This is a genomic window from Microvirga sesbaniae (assembly GCF_025460805.1).
Classification (GTDB): domain Bacteria; phylum Pseudomonadota; class Alphaproteobacteria; order Rhizobiales; family Beijerinckiaceae; genus Microvirga; species Microvirga sesbaniae.
This window is the reverse complement of record NZ_JAMXFJ010000028.1, coordinates 1-20,454: the sequence shown is the minus strand read 5'-3', so window position 1 is coordinate 20,454 and position 20,454 is coordinate 1. Positions and strand designations below refer to the sequence as shown.

At 61.5% G+C, this 20,454-nt stretch carries 21 protein-coding genes; 7 read left to right on the top strand and 14 right to left on the bottom strand.

The genetic code is table 11. The features are described 5' to 3' along the window. Positions 1 to 120: 120 nt before the first annotated feature. The 7 genes from OCW50_RS25480 to OCW50_RS25455 all read right to left on the bottom strand — a co-directional run bounded on the left by OCW50_RS25480 (position 121) and on the right by OCW50_RS25455 (position 4,896). Positions 121 to 588 (bottom strand): hypothetical protein, encoded by a 468-nt coding sequence (locus OCW50_RS25480; RefSeq protein ID WP_262299473.1) that lies wholly within the window; start codon positions 586 to 588, stop codon positions 121 to 123. Positions 589 to 627: 39 nt separating this feature from the next. Next, positions 628 to 1,140: a hypothetical protein gene (locus OCW50_RS25475; protein ID WP_262299472.1), complete on the bottom strand. Its 513-nt coding sequence runs from the start codon at positions 1,138 to 1,140 to the stop codon at positions 628 to 630. Further along, positions 1,133 to 2,101, bottom strand: a complete 969-nt coding sequence (locus OCW50_RS25470) for a P-loop NTPase family protein (protein ID WP_262299471.1) — start codon at positions 2,099 to 2,101, stop codon at positions 1,133 to 1,135. The genes OCW50_RS25475 and OCW50_RS25470 overlap by 8 nt, the downstream gene beginning before the upstream one ends. 864 nt (positions 2,102 to 2,965) lie before the next feature. Beyond that, positions 2,966 to 3,181, bottom strand: coding sequence for a phage tail protein (locus OCW50_RS25465; protein WP_262299470.1), 216 nt, complete (start codon positions 3,179 to 3,181; stop codon positions 2,966 to 2,968). Continuing rightward, positions 3,181 to 3,495, bottom strand: coding sequence for a DUF433 domain-containing protein (locus OCW50_RS33465; RefSeq protein ID WP_373371509.1), 315 nt, complete (start codon positions 3,493 to 3,495; stop codon positions 3,181 to 3,183). Before OCW50_RS33465 ends, OCW50_RS25465 begins: the two co-directional genes overlap by 1 nt. Before the next feature lies 1 nt (position 3,496). Further along, a complete protein-coding gene (locus OCW50_RS25460; protein WP_262299469.1) occupies positions 3,497 to 4,453 on the bottom strand; it encodes an antitoxin Xre/MbcA/ParS-like domain-containing protein in 957 nt (318 codons plus the stop codon). A gap of 137 nt (positions 4,454 to 4,590) precedes the next feature. Then, entirely contained in the window at positions 4,591 to 4,896 is a 306-nt protein-coding gene (locus tag OCW50_RS25455; protein ID WP_262299468.1) for a hypothetical protein, read from the bottom strand. A gap of 204 nt (positions 4,897 to 5,100) precedes the next feature. On the opposite strand from OCW50_RS25455, the gene OCW50_RS25450 reads away from it, so the two are divergent. The 5 genes from OCW50_RS25450 (at position 5,101) to OCW50_RS25430 (ending at position 7,947) form a co-directional block, all read left to right on the top strand. Beyond that, entirely contained in the window at positions 5,101 to 5,448 is a 348-nt protein-coding gene (locus tag OCW50_RS25450; protein ID WP_262299467.1) for a hypothetical protein, read from the top strand. 98 nt (positions 5,449 to 5,546) lie between these two features. After that, positions 5,547 to 6,515: a tyrosine recombinase gene (locus OCW50_RS25445; protein ID WP_262299466.1), complete on the top strand. Its 969-nt coding sequence runs from the start codon at positions 5,547 to 5,549 to the stop codon at positions 6,513 to 6,515. Positions 6,516 to 6,596: 81 nt separating this feature from the next. Next, positions 6,597 to 7,115 (top strand): flavodoxin family protein, encoded by a 519-nt coding sequence (locus tag OCW50_RS25440; RefSeq protein WP_262299465.1) that lies wholly within the window; start codon positions 6,597 to 6,599, stop codon positions 7,113 to 7,115. Between the two features lie 215 nt (positions 7,116 to 7,330). Continuing rightward, complete coding sequence (locus OCW50_RS25435) at positions 7,331 to 7,606, top strand: type II toxin-antitoxin system Phd/YefM family antitoxin (RefSeq protein ID WP_262299500.1); 276 nt, start codon at positions 7,331 to 7,333, stop codon at positions 7,604 to 7,606. Next, positions 7,606 to 7,947, top strand: a complete 342-nt coding sequence (locus tag OCW50_RS25430) for a type II toxin-antitoxin system RelE/ParE family toxin (protein WP_262299464.1) — start codon at positions 7,606 to 7,608, stop codon at positions 7,945 to 7,947. The genes OCW50_RS25435 and OCW50_RS25430 overlap by 1 nt, the downstream gene beginning before the upstream one ends. A 226-nt stretch (positions 7,948 to 8,173) precedes the next feature. Here OCW50_RS25430 and OCW50_RS25425 read toward each other — a convergent pair whose 3' ends face one another. The 3 genes from OCW50_RS25425 to dinB all read right to left on the bottom strand — a co-directional run bounded on the left by OCW50_RS25425 (position 8,174) and on the right by dinB (position 11,213). After that, positions 8,174 to 8,506, bottom strand: coding sequence for an HU family DNA-binding protein (locus tag OCW50_RS25425; protein ID WP_315974478.1), 333 nt, complete (start codon positions 8,504 to 8,506; stop codon positions 8,174 to 8,176). 520 nt (positions 8,507 to 9,026) lie between these two features. Further along, positions 9,027 to 9,965, bottom strand: a complete 939-nt coding sequence (ligD, locus tag OCW50_RS25420; protein ID WP_262299463.1) for a non-homologous end-joining DNA ligase — start codon at positions 9,963 to 9,965, stop codon at positions 9,027 to 9,029. Between the two features lie 144 nt (positions 9,966 to 10,109). After that, positions 10,110 to 11,213, bottom strand: coding sequence for a DNA polymerase IV (dinB, locus tag OCW50_RS25415; RefSeq protein ID WP_373371511.1), 1,104 nt, complete (start codon positions 11,211 to 11,213; stop codon positions 10,110 to 10,112). A gap of 368 nt (positions 11,214 to 11,581) precedes the next feature. Here dinB and OCW50_RS25410 point away from each other — a divergent pair, with 368 nt between their 5' ends. Next, positions 11,582 to 13,363: a Rieske (2Fe-2S) protein gene (locus OCW50_RS25410; protein WP_262299461.1), complete on the top strand. Its 1,782-nt coding sequence runs from the start codon at positions 11,582 to 11,584 to the stop codon at positions 13,361 to 13,363. 40 nt (positions 13,364 to 13,403) lie between these two features. Here OCW50_RS25410 and OCW50_RS25405 read toward each other — a convergent pair whose 3' ends face one another. The 4 genes from OCW50_RS25405 to OCW50_RS25390 all read right to left on the bottom strand — a co-directional run bounded on the left by OCW50_RS25405 (position 13,404) and on the right by OCW50_RS25390 (position 18,084). Then, positions 13,404 to 15,137 (bottom strand): DNA polymerase/3'-5' exonuclease PolX, encoded by a 1,734-nt coding sequence (locus OCW50_RS25405; RefSeq protein WP_262299460.1) that lies wholly within the window; start codon positions 15,135 to 15,137, stop codon positions 13,404 to 13,406. An 839-nt stretch (positions 15,138 to 15,976) separates the two neighbouring features. Further along, positions 15,977 to 16,228, bottom strand: coding sequence for a WGR domain-containing protein (locus tag OCW50_RS25400; RefSeq protein ID WP_262299459.1), 252 nt, complete (start codon positions 16,226 to 16,228; stop codon positions 15,977 to 15,979). Between the two features lie 311 nt (positions 16,229 to 16,539). After that, positions 16,540 to 17,694: a plasmid replication protein RepC gene (gene repC, locus OCW50_RS25395; protein WP_262299458.1), complete on the bottom strand. Its 1,155-nt coding sequence runs from the start codon at positions 17,692 to 17,694 to the stop codon at positions 16,540 to 16,542. A gap of 177 nt (positions 17,695 to 17,871) precedes the next feature. Next, positions 17,872 to 18,084 (bottom strand): ribbon-helix-helix domain-containing protein, encoded by a 213-nt coding sequence (locus OCW50_RS25390; RefSeq protein ID WP_247654099.1) that lies wholly within the window; start codon positions 18,082 to 18,084, stop codon positions 17,872 to 17,874. Between the two features lie 488 nt (positions 18,085 to 18,572). Here OCW50_RS25390 and OCW50_RS25385 point away from each other — a divergent pair, with 488 nt between their 5' ends. Further along, positions 18,573 to 20,018: an NAD-dependent succinate-semialdehyde dehydrogenase gene (locus OCW50_RS25385; protein ID WP_262299457.1), complete on the top strand. Its 1,446-nt coding sequence runs from the start codon at positions 18,573 to 18,575 to the stop codon at positions 20,016 to 20,018. Positions 20,019 to 20,454: the final 436 nt, after the last annotated feature.

The window sequence follows — 20,454 nt, the reverse complement described above, 5'->3', positions numbered from 1 at the left end:
CCATAAAGAAAGGCGGCCGTCGTATGACGTGCCGCCTTTTGGTGTTTCTGTTCGGATGAGAGCCTCGCCGAGTCTGCGACCTTAGGTTCTATAGCCTTCTCTGAATGGCAGGGGCGGACCTTACGCCGCGGCCTTCAGCGCCTCCGGGTGGTTATGGAGGAGGCGGTAGGCGTACTGCCACATGTGCGCTGGCACGTGCAGGAACGCGATCGCGACTTCCAGCGGCAGGGCATGGAGGCGACAGCTGATTTCCCGGCGCTGGTCGTAGGACTCGCTCTTCGGCCGATCGGCTTCGTCGAAGGTCCAATCCATCGTCTCCATGAGGCGGACCAGATCGGCGTCCCACTCGCGGGGCTGATACTGGGCCACGGCCTCCTTGATGCCGCCGTTGCGGATCACGTCGGCAAGGTGCGCCAGGCGCTTGAACGCCGGGTGCTGCAGGGCTGGGCCGGACATGGACAGTGCCCAGGAGTACCGGGTCAGGGACTCGCCCTTATAGGGAGAGGCGAAGACGAGGCCGGTATAGGCGGCGTCACGCTCCGGGTTCGGAGAGTACCAGCCGTCGTTATGCTGAACGCCAGATCCCACCCCACTGGAACCATCCGCAAGTCTGCAACCGACTATAGATCAGCCGTCCCTTGTGCGTCCGACCTCCGGCGTCTTCCAAGGCACGTAGGAAATGTATGCCAAGCGGATGACCAACAACGTCAGCGTCCGCTGAACCGAGATCTCCATGGCTCGTGGCTCGCCGGTCTCAGTATCGTAGACGAGCTGACAGCTCTGCCCGGACAAGTCTTCCCGCGTCGCAATCCACATCAAATCGATGAGGATCTGCCCAGGCGTATGCGTAACCACGTAACCCCCGATCCTGTAAGACATCGGGGTGTTCCAGGATACCCGCCTTTCCTTGCTTTCTCCATCGAGTTCGACATCGCCGACCCCGGCAGCCCGCCCGCGAAAGCCAAGCCCGCGACCCTGGAACAGACCGGTGAAGGAGAACCGCCGCCGGGGCGTGACCGGGATCAGGGCGATCAGCCGCCTTGCATCCTCACGGGAAAAAGTCGCTCCATCTATCGTCAGACGGTCGAGCAGCGCATGGGCCTCGAGCCGCGCCGAGGTCTCGAGATCCTGACTACTCATTGCCCCGGACCTCCTGATCGTCGGTACCCGACTTTGAGGCTGCGTCCTCCTCAAGCGCACGATCGATTGGGAGAACCAGAATGCTCTCCTCTCCAAGAACAAGCCGAACCTTCTCAGCGCCCTTGTCCTTCGCGAGGGCAAGGTCCACGTCGAGGCGATCAAGCAAGGCCTGAACGCCGTTTGCATAGGCACCGAGTACGGGATGCAGGCCGTAGGTCACAAGGCGTGCATCCAGACCGCCCTCCTCAAGCACCAAACCATGTGCGTGGACTTGGTCCTCAAGTCCCTGGCAGTGATGCCGCGTCAGCTCGCCCGTCGTCAGCCTCTTCAGGCAGATCACGGCGTCGACGCTTCTGAGTACAGGGATCGGAAACCCGGCATCGGCCAGCAGCTTGACGGCTGACACATGGAGTCGGTCGGGATCGCTCTCCTGGCGGGCAAGTTCACCAATCTCGCCCTCTGCCAGCTCGGTCTTGAGGATGAAGACAGCCTCGCGCGTCGAGACCTCCCTCCCTGAGGGGTCCTGCAGGACATTGGCGGTCCAGGCTGACATGAGGCGACTGACGATGGTCGGATGCGCCCGTTCAATGGCATTGAGAACGATCACCGATTTCGGGTTGCCCCGCAGGAACTGCGGCAACGACATACTCTGAGGAAAGCCCCGATTCAGCCCGAGGATTATGGCGTCCTCGCCGCCCCACGGCGGAGACAAATCGTAGAAGTGTCCTGCGGCCCCCAAGGCCGCTGTAAAGGGATGGAAGATGCCGGCTTTGGTGTCATTGGCATCAGGGCCAGCCAGCACGAAGACGCCCAGAGGACGATCGTCGGAGCGGTTTGCAAAGCAGAGGGCAAGTTCGGCCGCGAGGGCATCGATGGCAGCATCTTGCCCAAAGATGTCCTCCTTGGCCTTGACCCGAAACTCCTCCAGGATCGCTTGGGTGGTATTCACATCAGTCGTCATAGGTCTCATTTCGTAGATGGGTTGATCGGAGGTGAGCCCGTGCTCTTTCAGCTGCTAACACCCGGGCTCATGCAATGAGGTCGGACGGCCGCATGCTGCGCCGGTTCACGGCACAGCAGCCTGGAATGTCCTTCTTGGGATTTTCTTGGTCCCACCCTCACCCATCTGACGTCTCAAATGTCTCTTGCTGGGAACGGCAAGGAAGGGTTCAGCAAAGCGAACACTGTCCACTTTCGGGAATTTTGAGCATTGGCTCTCACCCATCCGGACATCGTCCCGTTCGTCAGCTCTTGGAACCAAGGCCTCCTGGGTCGCCGCTCCCCTCCTCCCATAGGAACCATCCGCGCCAGTGTTGATGCTCCGCTTGGCTGAAACAATTCGGACGGTTCCTGATTGCTGACCTTGCCCGCTCGTCATCCCACTATCGGGCGAGTGGCGTATCAGCCCATGTTGTGAATGTAATGATGCAACCGGCATCTGAGGCTCCCCGTCTGAGACGTCTCTTGGTCGGGGCATGCCAGTCCATCGATGATAAGATGATCGCCCTCGCCTCGCCGATCACAGAACATAAGCTAGCGAATGGCTCACGGTTGATGTGTTCCGCTCTTAGGAACCACGACACGACTGGCAGTGAAGTAAGCTTGTCAGGGCCTCGATTGCCTTGCCCGCCAAGAGTTGGATGTCAATGATCTGCAGGTCCTGATGACCGCCTACATCGCCCTGCTAAAAACTGGGAATCTGATAACGCCCCTTTTGACAAGAAGTCCGCCGATGGCTGAGAGCGTAGCCCCTCGCATTCAATATGGCCGAAGTTGCAACAATCCTTTCGGCTTCCCTGATGCGTAAGTGGTCCTAGGCAAACGGTTATCGCGTGAAAGCCTCGATCTCGTCATCGGTCAGCCGGCGCTCATGTCCGTTGGGCATCATCACACACAAGCAACCCGCATCGTCTGCGAAGTACACAGGATTCCCTTTTCTCTGATGCTCCGCGACAGCCTCGGCAATGGCCTCCCGGATTGCACACCTGAGCTGCTCGGACCAGTCAGGTCCTGCGTACTCAAGATCCTGGGGCTCGGCCATCATCTCTTCCTCCGCGGTATCCGCCCCGACTTTACCAAAGTTGCTCCCGGCCATGAAGGAAGCCTATGACGGGTCTGCCGCGGCGATGGATTAGCGTCAACGTAAGCGACAGCCAGATCCAGATGGTGCTCTTTGATGGTGGGATAGACTGCTAATATACGATCCCGCGGGATACCTGCCTTGACGGACGCCGCCAAGTCATAGGCTAAGACCCGTGTGCCTTTGGTGACCGGCATGCCACCCAGGGTTTCGGGATCCGAGACAGTCGTGTCGTCTCGGCTTGCGTTCGTATCCTCACTGGAAGTCAAGCGCACCTTACGCAGCCCGAACGACCTCTTCGATATGCCCTGATCGCAGCCGGTCGATCGGCGCCGTGCTCTCGGTGTACGGATTGGGCGTCACCAGCCACTCCCACGCTTCCTCAGGGGCCGGGAAGTACCCGCCAACCTGATCGAGTCCTCCGATCGGTCGGGAGTGCTCAAACTGCCGCGCCGGATAGACAAATCCTTGGGCTTCTTTGCAGAAGGCAATGACCTTGCCGCTCTCTCGCCAACTTTCGAGCGTCGCGGCGGAGATACCAAGCTTCTCCACCGTGCGGTCAGCAGCCAGGAGTCCGGATGCTGCCCAGTCTGTCGAGTCGTCATCGACTATGATTTCGTCCAGCAGCGCTTTACCCTCTTCCAGGCTGACCAGGGGCCCGAGGCCGGATCCCTTCATGACGAGGACACCCTTCCCGGGATCGCTAAGCGGCCGATCCGAAGGTCTAGGACCGTGTTCCCCTTTCCGAGGAATCTCATGGTCAAGATCGGCAAGATCGTCTGCAAGGAGGGCCGTGATGTCGTCGGGTGGCTCCTCTGTTGACAGAACCCGTCGCGGATCCTGTCGTTCATGGTCCCGAGCGATGTTGAGCACGTCCTCAAGGCGCCCTGCTCTGAGAGCCTCGAGCGGGGAAAGCCCTTCCAGCGCCTCATCCGGGACCAGGAGCCATTCAAGCTGCATCCAGTCATGCCGGATTGGCATCACGGCCAAGACCTCGGAGAGCCCCGCCACGATCCCGTCTGGCGTGAACTGACAGGCTGGATAGCGGTAGCCTTCTTGTGCCTCGACAGCGATCAGCTCCCCCGCCTTGCGCCGCTCCTCGACTAATTGTTGGGGTATGTTGAGGATCGCGGCGACATACGAGGGCATGTAGAGCCCGCCAGCCAACTCGACCAGCTCGGCTTTCCGCACCTCACCCGCCGCTATCAGCTCGGCGATCATTGAATCGGTCATGTCCGGACGCCTCCTCGTTGATATCTCAGGTTCGCGAACAATGTCGATGCCACGGGCGCCTCCAATGACTTTCCGGCTGCTCACGGGCCGTCCGCCAGCGGATTTCAGTACACTTCGCGATAGTCATTCCTCCGCGCTCATACGTACACTCCATACTTGATCTGGCCCAGCAGCGTGAGGACACGCTCAGCCTTACCCTGGAGTACGAGATCCAAAGGGGTCGTCTGCAGGACCTGATTATACTCAAGGAGCCACAGCGGGCCTTCATCGCCATAAACCTCCCGTGCTTTTCCAATGACCGCGGCAATCGCCGGCCCAGATCCTTTGACGGACCTGAGCTGCTCGATTTGGTCCTCAAGCCGGGTGATCGCCTGATCGATGCAGTCGTCGGCGTTTGCCGTTGTGTAGGGTTTGAAGTCTGGATCCGTTTCAATGGGTGGCATGTGCTCTCTCCCGCGAAGAAGTTTCAGGGCAGGAACTGGCCCGCCTCGGTCGTCATGAGTTCGTTCGGCGAGCGCCTTCCCAACCACAGACAGAGTCTAGCATCACGGCTGATGACGGCCAATTCTGTCGGAGATTGCGATTGCAATCGCGCTGACGTGAAACATAATCCTGATCATGGGTACGAGGTTCTCTGTCGAACGGTCATGACCTCCACCGAGCCTGATCAAGCCATCATGGCGGCGATTGAACGCCACTGGACGATCCATGCACTCCGGCGCTTCCGCGAGCGCTACAATCTCGACGATTATGACCCTGCCTCTCTGATCGACCTCGTCGATCGAATCGAGCTCAAGTATCGGGCTGCCTTTGCGAGCCCGTATTGGGACCCCTACCCTAGGGTCATGGTCATCGCCAAGCTGACACGCCGCAATCTCTCAGCATCCTCGAAGGTAAGGATCGTCTACCAGCCACGCGAACAGATGATTGTGACGGTACTCCCGCTGAAGCTAGACCCGAACCGCCGAAACAAGCTCAAGACCCTGAGAGTATGAAACCAGTCGGGTTGGAAGAGCTCTGCCGGGAATTTAAATCGTGGCGGGCGGGTTCTTCGGAGTTTTGACAAGAAGTCGGTAACCGGTGCCGTGGCAGGGTGCTCCCGCAGGAGGATCCTATCCGCACCAACCAGCGGCTGGCCCAGCTCTGGCTCGACGCCCTGGCCACCGAGCTCGGGGCCTCGGCGGGCACCATCGCCACCTACACCGATGATCTGAACTGTTACCTCACCTGGCTGGAGGAAAACCACCTCGGCCTGGACGAGGTCGGCCTGGAGCAGATCCGGGACTACATCGCCGGTCTCGATGGGCGCGGCTACGCCGGCTCGACCATCGCCCGCAGGATCACCGTGGCGCGCGGCTTGCACAAGTTCCTGATCGCCGAAGACCTCGGCTCGCGCGATCCCACCGCCCATCTCACTGCCATGAAGCGGTCGCGCAAGCTGCCGTTCGTCCTCTCCATCGCCGAGACCGAAGCCCTCCTGGAGACCGCCCACCGGCTCGCCGCCGATCCCTCGGTGGGGCTCTACCGGCAGGCCGGCTATGCCCGGCGGGCGGCCCTGTTCGAGACGCTCTATGCCTCGGGCATGCGCATCAGCGAAGCCCTGGCCCTGCCCGCCGATGCCGCGCCCGCGGACACCCGCATGCTGCTGGTGCGCGGCAAGGGCGACAAGCAGCGCCTCGTGCCGCTGCACGAACGGGCGATTGAGGCCATCGCCCTCTGGCAGCGGCTGGCTGCGGCCTATGCCGGCGGAGCGCCCTCCCCCTGGCTGTTCCACCCGGTGCGCCACGGGGCCAAGGCGCTCACGCGCCAGGCGGCCCTGCTGGAGATCAAGGAGGCGGCGCTGGCGGCAGGGCTGTCGAGCCCCGAGCGGGTCTCCCCGCACGTGCTGCGCCATGCCTTCGCCACCCACATGCATGCCGGCGGCACCGACCTGCGCGTGCTGCAGGAGCTGCTGGGACATGCCGGCATCGAGACCACCCAGATCTACACTCACCTCGACACCTCCCGCCTCCACCACATGGTCCGAGACCTCCACCCCCTGAATGCAAATATTGATACCTGATGGATCGGTGGTCGATTTCGCAAGCAGCTGGAACTTGGTAGATCGTACGGATGTGACCTGTCGGGTCTGGGATTTCAGCCAATGGACGACCTATCGCACCCAGGCACGACCAAGACTTTGCTGATCGTGTATCATTCGATGACCGGTGGCACCCGTCAGATGGTCGAGGCGGCTGCCCGTGGGGCAGCTTCGGAGCCGACTGTTCGCGTTCACCTGCTTCCGGCACCGGTGGCCCACGCGGCAGATCTCCTCGAGGCGGACGGCTATATCTTCGGCACTCCCGAGAATTTGGCAGCGATTGCCGGGCTGATGAAGGACTTCTTCGACCGGACCTACTATCCGGCGCTTGACCGGATCAGCGGGCGTCCCTACGCGACGCTGATCTGCGCCGGCAGTGACGGTCACAACGCAGCCCGTCAGGTTGAGCGCATTGCAACCGGCTGGCGGCTCAAGGCCATAGCTGATCCACTGATCGTCTGCACCCATGCGCAGACGCCGGAGGCAATCCTAGCCTCTAAGATCATCAGTGCAGACGATCTGAAGCGCTGCGAAGAACTCGGGGCTGCACTCGCGACAGGAATGGGTATCGGGATGTTCTAATGATCTTTACGAAAGCTCTGTAACGAAGTAGCGTGCGTGCCGGAAAAGAGCTGTCGACCGGTTCAGGTCGGCGTTGCAGGCGAGCAAGCTCGCGCCGTGCCGGGCGATCTCCGCCGGACCGACGCAAGATGGCAAGGGAGATTGGCTCAACGCTGCTTGCTATAAGACCTTTAAAAGTCTATATTCGGTCTTATCTAATTGCCGGGGGCACACCATTGCGCTACTCATCTCAAGTCAAGCCTATCAGCTACCTCAAAGCCAACGCCGCCGAGGTTTTGACCAACCTAGCCGAACGGCGGGAGCCGCTGGTCATCACACAGAACGGCGAAGCTAAAGCCGTCCTGCAGGACGTTGCCTCGTTTGAGGAAACCCAGGAAACACTGGCGCTTCTGAAAATCCTGGCTCTGGGCAACCAGGACGTGGCCGCAGGCAAGACCAAGCCGGCAGCTGAGATCGTCGCTCGCTTGCGTGCCAAACGGGCAAGAGCCTGATGGCAAAACCGCCCGCGGGGTACAATGTCCTGCTCACCGAGGGCGCTGAACAGGACTTGGAGTCGATTTACGACTACATCGCGGAGTATGACACCGTCGCTAGCGCCAACCACGTATTAGATCAGCTGATGGCGATGGTGGAGAACTTGTCACACTTTCCAGAGCGCGGGAGTTATCCGAAAGAATTGGTCGCATTGGGCATCAAAGAGTATCGGCAGGCTTTGTTCAAACCGTACCGTGCGATCTACCGCATAACAGGTGAACAGGTCATCATCTACCTGATCGCAGATGGCCGACGCGACATGCAGTCGGTGTTGGCGCGAAGGCTACTCGGGGCCTGACCGCAGGGGCGCGCGATTGATGGCGGCGACATCCCCATGACACTGCACAACCCCCTTCCAAGGCTCGGCGCCGTCCGGTTATTTCGGCTCGCTCCTTCAATTCTTTAACTGCACCTGCCATCCTATGTTACACGCTCTCCGTGAAGATCATTAGACCTACCATACGACTGCAGACTCGCCCCGCCAGGAACTTGGCGGGGCGTGCTCTTGGCCCTTCAGGTTTCGGTCAGACTGCTTCCTTTAGCTCCTTAGCGGGCCGGAAGGCGATCTTCTTTGACGCCTTGATCTTGATCGGCTCGCCGGTCTGCGGATTGCGGCCTGTACGGGCGGCACGCTTGCGTACCTGCAGAATACCGAGACCGGTCAGGCGGATCTTGTCGCCCTTCTTCAGGCTCTTGGCGATCATCTCGACCACCTGGGTCAGCATCTCGTTGGCTAGGCGCTTAGGCAGTTCATGTGATTCCGACAGCTGCTCGGCAATGTGGCGCAGGGTCAGGATCGGGTTGGCCGACTTGCTGATAGACTTCTTCGCTGCCTTTGGGGCTGCTTTGCTGGCCACATTCGGTGCCGCCACCTTCGTTGGCTTCTTGGCTGCTGCGCTAGCAGTTTCTGGCGCTTTGGCCGATACTGTCTTCGATGCGGCCGCTTTGCGGGCCGGCGCCTTCTTCGTTGTGGTCTTGGTTGCAGTTTTTGCCACGGGTGAGAACCTCCCAATAAGGTTAAATCTCGCGGCCACCTGATGGGCAAAAGGTTTGCCGCCTGACATTGAAATCACCAGAAGGCGGCCTCCTCAACATCCATGCTGGAATGAGTTCACAGGATCTTGTCGCGCAAGGTCAATTACCGATCGCTCGCCAAGGTCTGGAGCATCATGGGCATACGAAGCTCCCCTCTGGAGTTGGTCCCGATCTGAGGGCTCCTGCGGATTGTCATCTCGGTCTTTGCACGATGTATTCTAGGACGCCGTTGTTACCAACCTCGGCATGAATCCAAGCAAACACAGTGCTGCTCCTGCCATGAGGCATTCGCAAAGGATACCTATCAGAAATCTGCTCGTCGCCCTTTCTGAACATTGAATCTCAAGAGCGCCGGCCCGCCTTCACCGGCTCCACTCGCCGGCGATCAACTATGATCTCACGCGGATGCTTGTCTTCGCGCAGGCCAAGGAAGCTCGGATGGCGTAAAATGTTGTCTCGCGTCCACTCCGTGAATTCGACCTGTGCCAAGTAACGCGGCTTGACCCAATGCACCCGCGCCCGCATGTAGGTTCCCTTCGGCAGGACAGCTGTCGGCTTCTCTTGCTCGATCCGCTGCAGCTTTGATTGAAAGGCTTCCAGGAACTCGCGCGAGTATCCCGTTCCAACCTTGCCGGCGTATTTCAGCTCTCCGGAGGGCGTGTAATAGCCGACGAGGAGAGCGCCGAACCCGACCCGCGATCGCTGCGGCTCGGTGTAGCCGATGATGACGAACTCTTCGGTGTTGAGGCACTTCACCTTGATCCAGTCGGGGTTCCGGGTCCCGGAATAGAGGGAATGACGCCGCTTCGAGATGATCCCTTCAAGCTTCAGGCCACAGGCTTGTGAGAAGAAGCCCTTTCCGCCGCCGACCCGGTGCTCGCTCAAACGTATGTTGGCGGGAGCATCGCCTAGGGCCTTAGCGAGAAGCTGCTTTCGGCTCTCCAGCGCCGATCCGCGGAGATCGACGCCGTCGAGGAACAGGAGATCGAAGGCGTAGTAGACCAAGTCTGCCGTCTCTTCGTTCGAGAGCGCCTCCTGCAGGGCTGCAAACGAGCTGATGCCGTCCTGCTTGAGCCTGACGATCTCCCCATCGAAGACGGTTCCGGACCGATCGAAGGATGCGAAGGCTTCTGTCAGCTCGGGAAAGCGAGCCGTCCAATCCTGGTCGTTGCGGGTCACCAGCCGGGCTCGCCCGTTCTCAATCCGGGCCAGCATGCGGTATCCGTCGAACTTGATCTCGTGCAGCCAGTCGTCTCCGTCCGGCGCCTGCTTTTCGAGCACGGCCAAGTCCACGGGGATGTGTTTGGGGAGCGCGGCTTGGCGTATTCCGGCGACCCGCCTGAGCTTGGGTTGTACCTTGACCATAGTCAGGAACAAACAATCGCAGTGAGCCAGGGTTCCGAGTGAGTTTCTGCTGGAGATCGTTTACAGCTCGAAGGATAGCTGCGGGCTTTCGGTCTCGTCGTCCGTGTTCAGAGTTGACAGGGACACGCCCAGCAGGCGGACGCTCTTGTCCAAAGGAAACAACATCTTCAGAAGATCGACGCTGGTTTGCTCAAGACTTGATCGGCTTTCGATGAAGCCCGTCAGCGTACGGCTGCGAGTGATCTGCTGAAAGTCGGAAAACTTCACCTTAAGCGTCACCGTTCGGCCCCGAACGCCTGTCTGATCGCAGTATCGCCAGACCTTGTCGATGACCGGCTGGAGCGCTGCCTGCATCTCGTCGACGCCCAGCAGGTCCTTCTCGAAGGTGTTCTCAGCACCGACTGACTTTCGGATGCGGTCGGGCTTGACAGGGCGATGGTCGACGGCTCGGGCGATCCAGTAATAGTGGGTTCCAGCCTTGCCGAAGCGCTCCTGCAGGAAGCTCAGCGACTGGGCCTTCAGATCCAGGCCGGTGAAGATCCCGAGCTCATTCATCTTCCTGGCTGTGGCCGGACCGATGCCATGAAACTTGCCGACCGGAAGGCTCTCGACGAAGGCTGGCCCCATCTCCGGCGTGATCACGAACTGACCGTTCGGCTTGTTTTGGTCGGACGCCATCTTGGCCAGGAACTTGTTGAAGCTAATCCCGGCCGAGGACGTCAGCTGCGTCTCCTGCCAGATCCTAGCCCGGATCTCCCGGGCCACCTGAGTGGCATAAGGAATGCCCTTCAGGTTCTCGGTTACATCAAGGTAAGCCTCGTCGAGCGACAGCGGCTCAACCAGCGGGGTGTACCCGTAAAAGATCTCCCGGATCTGGCGCGAGACCTCACGGTAGACATCGAACCGTGGCTTCACGAAGATCAAATCGGGGCACTTCCGGCGGGCCGTGACTGAGGGCATAGCTGAATGCACGCCGAAGCGCCGGGCCTCGTAACTGGCAGCGGCCACCACGCCCCTCTCGCGGGAGCCGCCGACGGCGACCGGCTTGCCCCGCAGCTCCGGATTGTCCCGCTGCTCCACGCTGGCGTAGAAGGCATCAAGATCCACATGCACGATCCGGCGCTGCGGCTCCGGCCCGCGGGATGGTTCACCGGAGCCTGAGATCGGGTCGGCGCTGGAATGATCGTGATCGGGATCTAACATGGTCCGGCGGTTGCCCATGATCCTGTAAGTCTGACACGCCTGTGTGGCCCCAGTATGCCGTCAGGCCCAGTGGCGTGCCATGCTTCCGGAGATCGGAAAAACAGTTCAGCACAGGTATGTAACGGACCCCGGTCCGACCGTGAACCGAGCCGACCGTCTATTCGGCTTGGTGAGCATTGGATCACCAGGTGGTGGGCTCGCCCGCCTGAGTACGGCGGTGCCTGATGGTCCTGACGGCCCGCCTAACGAAGATGCTGCTGGTCTGGTATAGTCCGCAGTGGGAGCTCACCAAGCCCCACAAAGCGAGCGGCTGATGAACGGAGGCCGCAATGGATACGCTGACCTCGGAGTTTGTGCGGGCCTGCAGCCTCGACGAGCTGAAGGACAAGGGTCGGCTCGTCGTGCACGGCCGGCATCCGCCGATCCTTCTCGTCTACGATCAAGGACAGGTCTTCGCGCTCGACAACCGATGCCCGCACATGGGTTTCCCGCTGGAGCGTGGCAGCATCGCGGATGGGATCCTGACCTGTCACTGGCATCACGCCCGGTTCGATCTGGCGAGCGGCTGCACGTTCGACCTCTGGGCCGACGATGTGCCGACCTGCCCGGTCGAGGTCCGCGAGCCCGGCGAAGTGTGGGTAAGGGCTGTCTTCGGCCACGCCGACCCCGCCGGACATTGGCGGCGCCGGTTGCAGGAGGGCTTGGCCCACAATCTCGACTTGGTCATCGCCAAGGCCGTGCGGGGCCAACTCGCGGCTGGCGTGCCAGCTTCCGAGATCATCCGGCAGGTGGCGCTCTTCGGGCTCCAGAACCGGGACGGCTGGGGCGTCGGCCTGACCATGCTCACAGCCTTTGGCAATCTGCTGCCGGTGCTGCCGGAGGAGGAAGCCTACCTGGCCCTGTTTCATGGCGCCCGCCGGGTCGCCGCGGACTGTGCGGGCCAGCCGCCGCGGCGGGATCGAGCTCCCCTCGCCAGTCGGCCTGATCCGGCTGTGCTCAAGCGGTGGCTGCGGCACTGGACCAAGGTCCGGCACCGGGAGGCGGCGGAGCGCACCCTGCTCACGGCAATTGCCGCCGGGGTGTCGCCCGCGAACCTGGCCAACCTGCTGGTCTCGGCCGCGATGGATCGCGTCTATGCCGATGGCGGGCATCTGCTCGACTTCATCAACAAGGCTTTCGAATGCCTGGACCTGATCGGATGGGAGCACGCGGCCGTGGTCCTGCCGAGCGTGGTCGGTCAGCTGGTCTCGGCGCACGGAGCCGAGGAAGCAACGGCCTGGCGTCACCCGATCGACCTGGTTGCTCTCTGCGAGCAGGCTACCCAGGAGATCCGGGACCTGCCTGTGGGTGTGGACGGCGGGGAGCCCTGGTCAGAGCATGCCGCCTTGGCCGAGGCCCTCCTCGGCGACGACCCTAACGCAATTCTGAAGGCTCTCAAGACGGCCATCCGGGCTGGAGCCTCTCCTTTGGACCTGTCGCATTCCCTGGCCTATGCGGCGGCGCTCCGGGTAGCGCAGTTCGGGACAGCCAACGAACACCCCGACTGGGAGACGGCCCATCACGTCTTCACTTACAGCAATGCCGTTCACCAGTCCCTGAAGCGGATCACGGCGGGCGACACGGTGCCGAACGATGCGGCTGAGGCCACCCGAGGCATTCTCCACGGCGCCATGGCGGTCTATCTATCCCGTTACCTGAACGTGCCACCCGCACGGCTGCTGGATGAGAGCGACCCTCGACTGAGTGACCTCCCGCAATTCTCCCAGGAGATCCGCACGGCATTGCTCGATGCCTTCGACCGGCAGCGGCAGGTGGATCCAGTGGGATCCCTCGTGGCACGGCATCTTGCTCTGGGGCACCCGCCCGATGAACTGGTAACGACGCTGGCGCACGCGCTCCTTCGGGAGGATGCGGGGTTTCATGTCTGCCAGATGCTGGAAGCCGGGGTGCGCCAGTTTGGGACATGGGCCGATACCCGCCAAGGCGGGCACATCCTGATCGGGGTCGGCCGCTACTTGGCGGCGCATTCGCCAACCGAGCGGGCGGCCTTTCAGACCGCTGACATTGCCCGCCGGCTTCTGCACGGAAGCGAACTGCATCAGGTGCCTTAGATCACCCGTACGCGGGAGCAACCCTGCGCTCGAACTCAGCCTACTCTCGCCGAAGTGGCACAGCCCGCCTGGTGAGATATCCCACGAGCTCATCACGCCCCAGGCAATTCAGCACTCGGTCCGGTGGAATGCCTCCCTTGCGGGCCATCAACACCCCCCAGGCGGTGAGATCAAGCTCGTCAACACTGTGCGCGTCCGGGTTGATGCTGAACATGCACCCGAGTTCGAGCGCTCGCTGGTGCCAGCGCCAATCCAGATCCAGACGGGAAGGATGAGCGTTGATCTCAACAGCTACCCCGTGATTTGCGCACGCCTCCAGGACCTGCTCGATGTCAATCTGATAGCCTTCCCGGCGGCGGAGCAGCCGACCCGTCATGTGGCCGAGGATGGTCGTGAACGGGTTGGATGCCGCCCGAATGATGCGCTCGGTTTGGGTCTTGGCATCGAGCCTGAAGCGGCTGTGCACACTTGCCACGACGAAGTCGAAACGAGCCAGGACCTCGTCCGGATAGTCGAGCGAGCCGTCTTCGAGGATGTCGGACTCGATGCCCTTCAGGATCCGGAAGCGGCCTTGATAGCGGGAGTTCAACTCGTCCGTGAGTTCGTGCTGGATCGCGACCCTCTCGATTGAGAGCCCGCCGGCATAGCTGGCCGTCTTCGAATGATCCGCAACCCCGAAGTATTCATAGCCTCTGGCCCGCGTTGCCTCGGCCATTTCCTCCAGCGTGTTGCTGCCGTCCGAGAAGTCAGTGTGGCAGTGCAGAAGACCGCGAATGTCCTGGTCGGCCACGAGTTGGGGCAATCGTCGCGCCACGGCGAGGGCGATCTCTCCCCTGCCCTCCCGCAGTTCGGGCTCGATGAAGGGGAGATCCAGCGCGGCATAGACGTCCTCCTCGTCCACACAGTCGACGAGGTGCTGGCCGCGGTACAGCCCTCGCTCATCGAGCCGCAAGCCGCGGCCCTCGGCAACAGATCGGAGCTCGTCAATGTGCTTGGATGAGCCTGTCGCCAGAACCAGGGCAACCCCATAGTGCCGCCGGTCCGCCAGCCACACCTTGGCCCCCTCAGAGAGATCAATCACCTCAATCCCTTCGTGAGCCGGGTTCTCGGCCACAAGAGCGAGATCCAACACCAGCTCGGAGCCACGCCGGAAGTCGCCGGCGGGAACGATGCGGGTGAGCTCGGGATGCGACCGCCGGAGGTTTGCTTCCAGGGTGCTGAGGTGCTCGCCGGCGCGATGGATGAGCCGTTGCCCGTGCGAACGCCGCATGAACTCGATGCTTGCGAGGACCTTGTCCTGAAAGGCAGGACCGAAGCCCTTCGTCGCCTTCAGTCGGCCCTGCCAGCCAGCCGCTTCAAGCTCATCGACGCTTGTGATCCCGAGCTTGCGGTAGAGGTCGAGGACTTTTTGCGGGCGCAGACCCGGGATCGCCAGCAGCTCCAGCACGCCCGCTGGCACCTCGGTCCGCAAGGCCTCCAGGCGCGGCGTGGTGCTGTCCCGGTGCAATCGCTGGATCGTCTCTGAGAGGGCGGAGCCCACGCCTGGGATCTCTTGGAGCCGCCCTGCCGCAATGATCTCCTCGAGGGGCTCACTGAGCAGCAGGAGGCTCTCGGCCGCTCGGGTGTAGGAGCGTGCCTTGTACGAGTTCTCACCCGCGAGCACGAGCCGCTGCCCGATCTCGACCAGCAGTCTGGCGACGGCGGGTGCATCCAGGCCCTTGGAGGCCGGTGCCGCCATCTCTGAAGGCGGCGATGAGGCTGGTTCTCGGTCCATTCGCAGTTCTGACGGGTAGCGGCTCTCAGCCATGAGTAACGTCTGGCAGAAGCTGACAGTTTCCGAAGCCAAGCTGGCCCTAGGGCGGTGGTCTCATGCACCTCGTGGGACGCTCCTATCCTGGTCAGAGGTCCAGGCCGGAGACCACACTGTGGCGAGAGACAAGGACGATCCGGATCCCGGCCCGCCGGACCAGCGGACGCTTCCGCCATACCCCTGCGAGCCTACGGAAGGCTGGCGTGTCCGGAACGACTGCGATCACGATGTCGGACACGTCGAATAGGAGCGCCTACCCAAACGGTGTGGTGAGGAGCGGATACTCTGGACTTCTGGGCCCATCGATCGCGACGCTAGCGATCGCTCCCGAATTGGGAAGCGACAGGATGAACGCAGCCAGCCGCAGGGCCACTTCGGCCTCCGGCCTGCGGTCGGTTAGGCAATCTGAGGTCCGGCAGCCCTTGGACGTTCACGAACCCCCGACATCACGGTAGTCGGCTTGTCCACCGGCTTGTTCTCTCAGGAGCAAGAGAATTCACGATTTGCATCATGCGGGTTTCACGACGCGGCCTAGGAGATTAACGTGAGGATTGGTCACGCCTCTCGTCTGATCATGCGTGTACCGGCACGGACCTGCAGGAGCTGCTCGGCATGACGGCATCGACACCTCCCGCCTCCACCACGTGGTCCGCGACCTCCACCCGCTCAACGAAGAATTAGAAATCTGAGGAACTGGGCAAGCGAACAGACTCAACATAGCCACGGCACTATTGGTCAGCCTCCGCACCTTCGACTTCAGCGGATAAGATCGTGCCCTCCCCGCATCTGTCACGGCGATCCTCTTACCCATCTCTGAGCGCGTAGCCACGTCGGCACTTCCGCTTGAGCCAAGTCTCAAGAGCTTCCACAGCCTTCGATTGGGTTTCGTAAAGCTCAATCCGCGTCTGACCAGGCCGGCCGATGCGGCCCCATACACGGATCAGGGAGGTATCACCGAACAAGCTGGTCTCGATCGACAATACATAGTACCGAGCCATGTTGCAGGTGGGATCACACCTGTCGAGCACCAGGTACTGGATTGTGTCGTCGGACATGCCTCCATGTTGCGCAAGACCTGAGGCGAGGTCCAATCAAAGCTATGAATCCATTGCGCCGCAACGATTCACAGCAGTGATGTACCTGGCTGGGCCCCCTCTTCACGGCATACGAAAGTTCGTCTTATCTCACAGGGGCTCTACCCTCCCCCATCGCTTTCTCATGCATGACGAACCTTGCTGACGGCCGCCGGCATCACGGGCTGAACTCGACTTGTCCAGCCGCTCTGCAGTCGCAACCGGGAGCCAGCTTCCCTGATAGGTGAAGTACCCACACGATGATCATGGTGCCTCGAGGATTGCTTGCGATCCTACGCCATTCGTCGCCTCCTCATGGCCAGGAGCTCGACGGAAAGGTCGATCTTGCCGGATTTCACCATGCGGGCGAGCGCGCGGAAGTAGCCGCCCGGGTTCTTGATCCGGCTCTCCCCGCCGTTCTTGGCCACATCGTCCTCGTAGAGCTGCAGGGTGTAGATCACGGCGATCGCCGCCCTGACGGTGCCGATCTCCTCCACCGCCTCGGCCCAGGCGCTCTCATGCGCCCCGAGCGAAGCCCGCAGGTAGCGGCCGGCTGAGACGATATCCGCCAGATCCCGCACCGGCTGGCCGTAGTCCTCGAGAGTGGGGCAGGCCTCAAGGATCAATTCCGGTGATAGGTGCTCTGACGGTTGTTCGGTTGAACGAACCGCCTCAGCTTTCTTCGGAAAGCCCTTGTTACAAGGTTCACTAGGAGATCCGTTGTTGTTATTAGAGTGACGGACTCCGAGTCCGGCATTGCCCGCTTCATAGAAGGCCTCCTCAACCTGCGTTCTCAACAGCTGCCAGCCGTCCAGCAGGTCGGCCGGCAACGTCACCTTTGATCGGGCAGGCGTGCGGCCCTGCAAGGTCTTCAGCTCCCCTTCAAACGCGCTGCGGTCGAGCTCGGGGAAGTGCTCCGCCAGGGCCGCCAGGGCTTCTTCCGCAGCCCGCCGGCAGATCGTGACCTCGTCGAATGCCCGCTTCTGCACCTCTCTGAGCTGCTTCTGCTCGATGAGCATCGCCGCCCAGTCGCCTCGTCTGGCGTAGACCGGGGTGAGATCAAACCCAAAGGCGTCGACCACCTGCCCTGCTAGGTCCTTGACCGCATAGCGCTTGCCGTTGGGTGAGTCCTTAGGGGCCAGCAGCTGCAGGTCGATCAGCTGGCGCAGGATGCGCCGGATCGCCCGCTCGGTCAGGCCGGTGCGGCTCATGAGGTAGTCATTCGATGGCCAGACCAGCAGCCGGTCCCACTCCTGCTCGCCCCAGCAGGCGACGAGCTCGGACAGGACTGCCCGCTGGGCTGGCCTGAGGTCGAGCGCCTTGCCCGCGTCCCGGGCGGCGGCTGAGAGTTCTTTTCGCGTCACCGTGCGCTCGGCTTCGAGCGCAAGCTTCCTTGCGGCCAGAGTGGCATGTCTCAGCCGCCGGCCTCCTGACGATGCAAGCTGCATCGTACCCTCCATGTTGAGGGCAAAGCGGGAGCGTTCACCGAAACCGATGCTCTTGACACTCAGCTTGTCGGGATGGCATAAGAATGGTCGCCAAACGCATTCCATATGCCCACCCCTCGGTGGGTTTCCAAAGGCCCTCGAAGTTTCCAGCTTCGTGGGCCTTTTGCTTTGCCTGGGTTACGTCACCGTGTTTGGCTCCTTCCGAACAAAGGTGGTCTCAAGGGCATGGGTGATGGCTTCCTGGCGAGTTTTGAAGCGTCCGCGCTCGACTAAATCGTCGATCTCATCGCTGATGAGCTTCGGTATCCAGACGTTCGTCTCCCGGTCCCCCCGCTCGCGGCGGGATTGGCGAAAGCGCTGTACGCGCTGGATACCTTTCTGATCAGGCATGACATCCACCTATGTCACTCGTGACGTAACGAGGAATGCCCGATTCTGAGTTGGCTGTGGAGTCGCGCGTCAAGAATCCATTCACAATAGATCGATTCAGCGGTGGGAAACTTCTTTAGCTGGAATCATTTAGCCAAAAAGGCCGAGTCAATTCGCATGTAAATGCTTAGTTCCTGGTGATTCGAAGTTACACACTTGATTCGAGAACGCCGAGTATTCGGCCCAAAATTCAATTCGCAGCCTGAATTATGATTCGAGAATGGGGGCTGCATGTGATTAAGAACTGTTAACGGAACCATCCTGCTTCCTGGATATTTGAATTAGATTCTGGAGTCCGGCCCCGAAGATCGGCTTGCACTTTCCGGATTCATTCGATGCTCCAGTTCTTGAACTGCGCAGCGCTAGTGCGGAGAACCGGATCGACGGTCCGCTGACGCAGTCCTTCGGGTCCGCACGATAGGCTGGATCGCATTGAGGAGGTCCTTGTCATGAATGAGCAGACCCCTGCGCCTGAGCGTGACCAGTCCCAGAGCCGCGAGCCGGCCAATGCCCCTGACGAGAGGCCGCGCTTCGAGACCACCGATCCGGCCACGGGGCGAAACGGACGAGCTTATGAGGGACACACGCGGGATGAGGCCCTAGGGATCGCGCAGGAAACTCGACAGGCCTTCGGGGACTGGCGGCGCACGTCCTTCTCCCATCGGGCCGGGCTCATGAGGGCAGCCGCGGCGGTGCTGCGGCGCCGGCAGGCTGACTTCGCCGAGATCATGACGGTCGAGATGGGCAAGACCCGGAAGGAGGGCTTGGCCGAGATCGAGAAATGCGCCTTCAACTGTGACCACTTCGCCGAGAATGCCGAGCGTTATCTTGCCCGTGAGCCGGTGGACCTCGGCGGGCCCAAAACCTTCGTGACGTATAATCCGATCGGCGTGGTGCTTGCGGTCATGCCGTGGAATTTCCCGTTCTGGCAAGTGTTCCGCTTCGCCGCACCCGCGCTCATGGCCGGCAATGCGGCGGTGCTCAAGCATGCGAGCAACGTGCCGGGCTGCGCTTTTGCCATCGAGAGCGTGTTCCACGAGGCCGGCTTCCCTGACCACCTCTTCCGGACCCTTCTTATCCCGAGCCGGGACGTGCGCGCCCTCATCGAGGCGCCGACGATTGCCGCTGTGACGCTCACCGGCAGCGTCGCGGCCGGTCGGCAGGTGGCGGGCGCTGCCGGCGCGGTGCTCAAGAAGAGCGTGCTCGAACTCGGCGGCTCTGACGCCTATCTTGTGCTCGACGATGCCGATATAGCGAAGGCTGCACGCGTCTGTGCCGCGGCCCGTATGGTCAACGGTGGGCAAAGCTGCATCGCCGGCAAGCGCTTCATTGTGCAAAGAGGTGTGCGCGAGGCCTTCGAACATGCCTTCGTCGAAGCTATGACGTCCTATGCGATGGGTGATCCTCGCGACGAGGCGACGAAGCTTGGGCCGCTCCAGAGCGTAAAGGCTCGTGACGAGATCCACGATCAGGTGCGAAAGAGTATCGATAAGGGCGCGCACCTGCTGCTGGGAGGTGAGGTCCCAGATCGCCCGGGCGCGTGGTATCCGGCGACGGTGCTGACCGATGTACGCCCCGGCATGCCGGCCTATGACGAGGAGGTGTTCGGGCCGGTGGCAGCGATCATTGAAGCGGCCGATGAGGGGGAGGCGATCCGCATCGCCAATGCGTCGCCCTTCGGCTTAGGCTCGGGCGTTCTGACCGAGAACCTGGAACGGGGAGAGCGGATTGCGTCTGAGGAACTGGAGGCTGGAATGAGCTTTGTGAACGCCAATGTGCGTTCCGACCCACGGATCCCATTTGGCGGAGTGAAGGAGTCTGGCTATGGGCGCGAATGCTCCTATTTCGGCATCCGCGAGTTCACCAACATCAAAACCGTGCTGGTCGACAGCTAGCGCATCGTGTGGAAAAGTGAATCGGATTTTCTGCCTTGAGAGTACGGTGCGGTATCTTGGGATTCACGTCGACGATGCCCTTCTGATTGCTGAACAGGTTGAGATCTAAGCGCCTGAGGCGGCTTCCCGACGAGCCGCCTCAGAGCCTTATTACCGGTTAAGAAGCAAGGTCCGGACCTGAGGCTAAAGCAGCCACAAAGCAAACGACCGGCGCGTGCCAAAGAGAGACCTTCCCGAGCCACGGTTTAGAGGGTTGAAAGTCTCGGCGAGTTGAGCTCGCCTGTTGCGGACATGGTTCAGAGGCGATTTCCGGTCTGCTCGTCGAAGAGGTGGACGAGCCTGGGATCGGGGGTGACGCGGATCTGCTGGCCGGGCTGCGCGTCGACGCGCTCGCGGAACACGCCCACCACGTCGGCGCCGCCGAACTTGGCGAAGA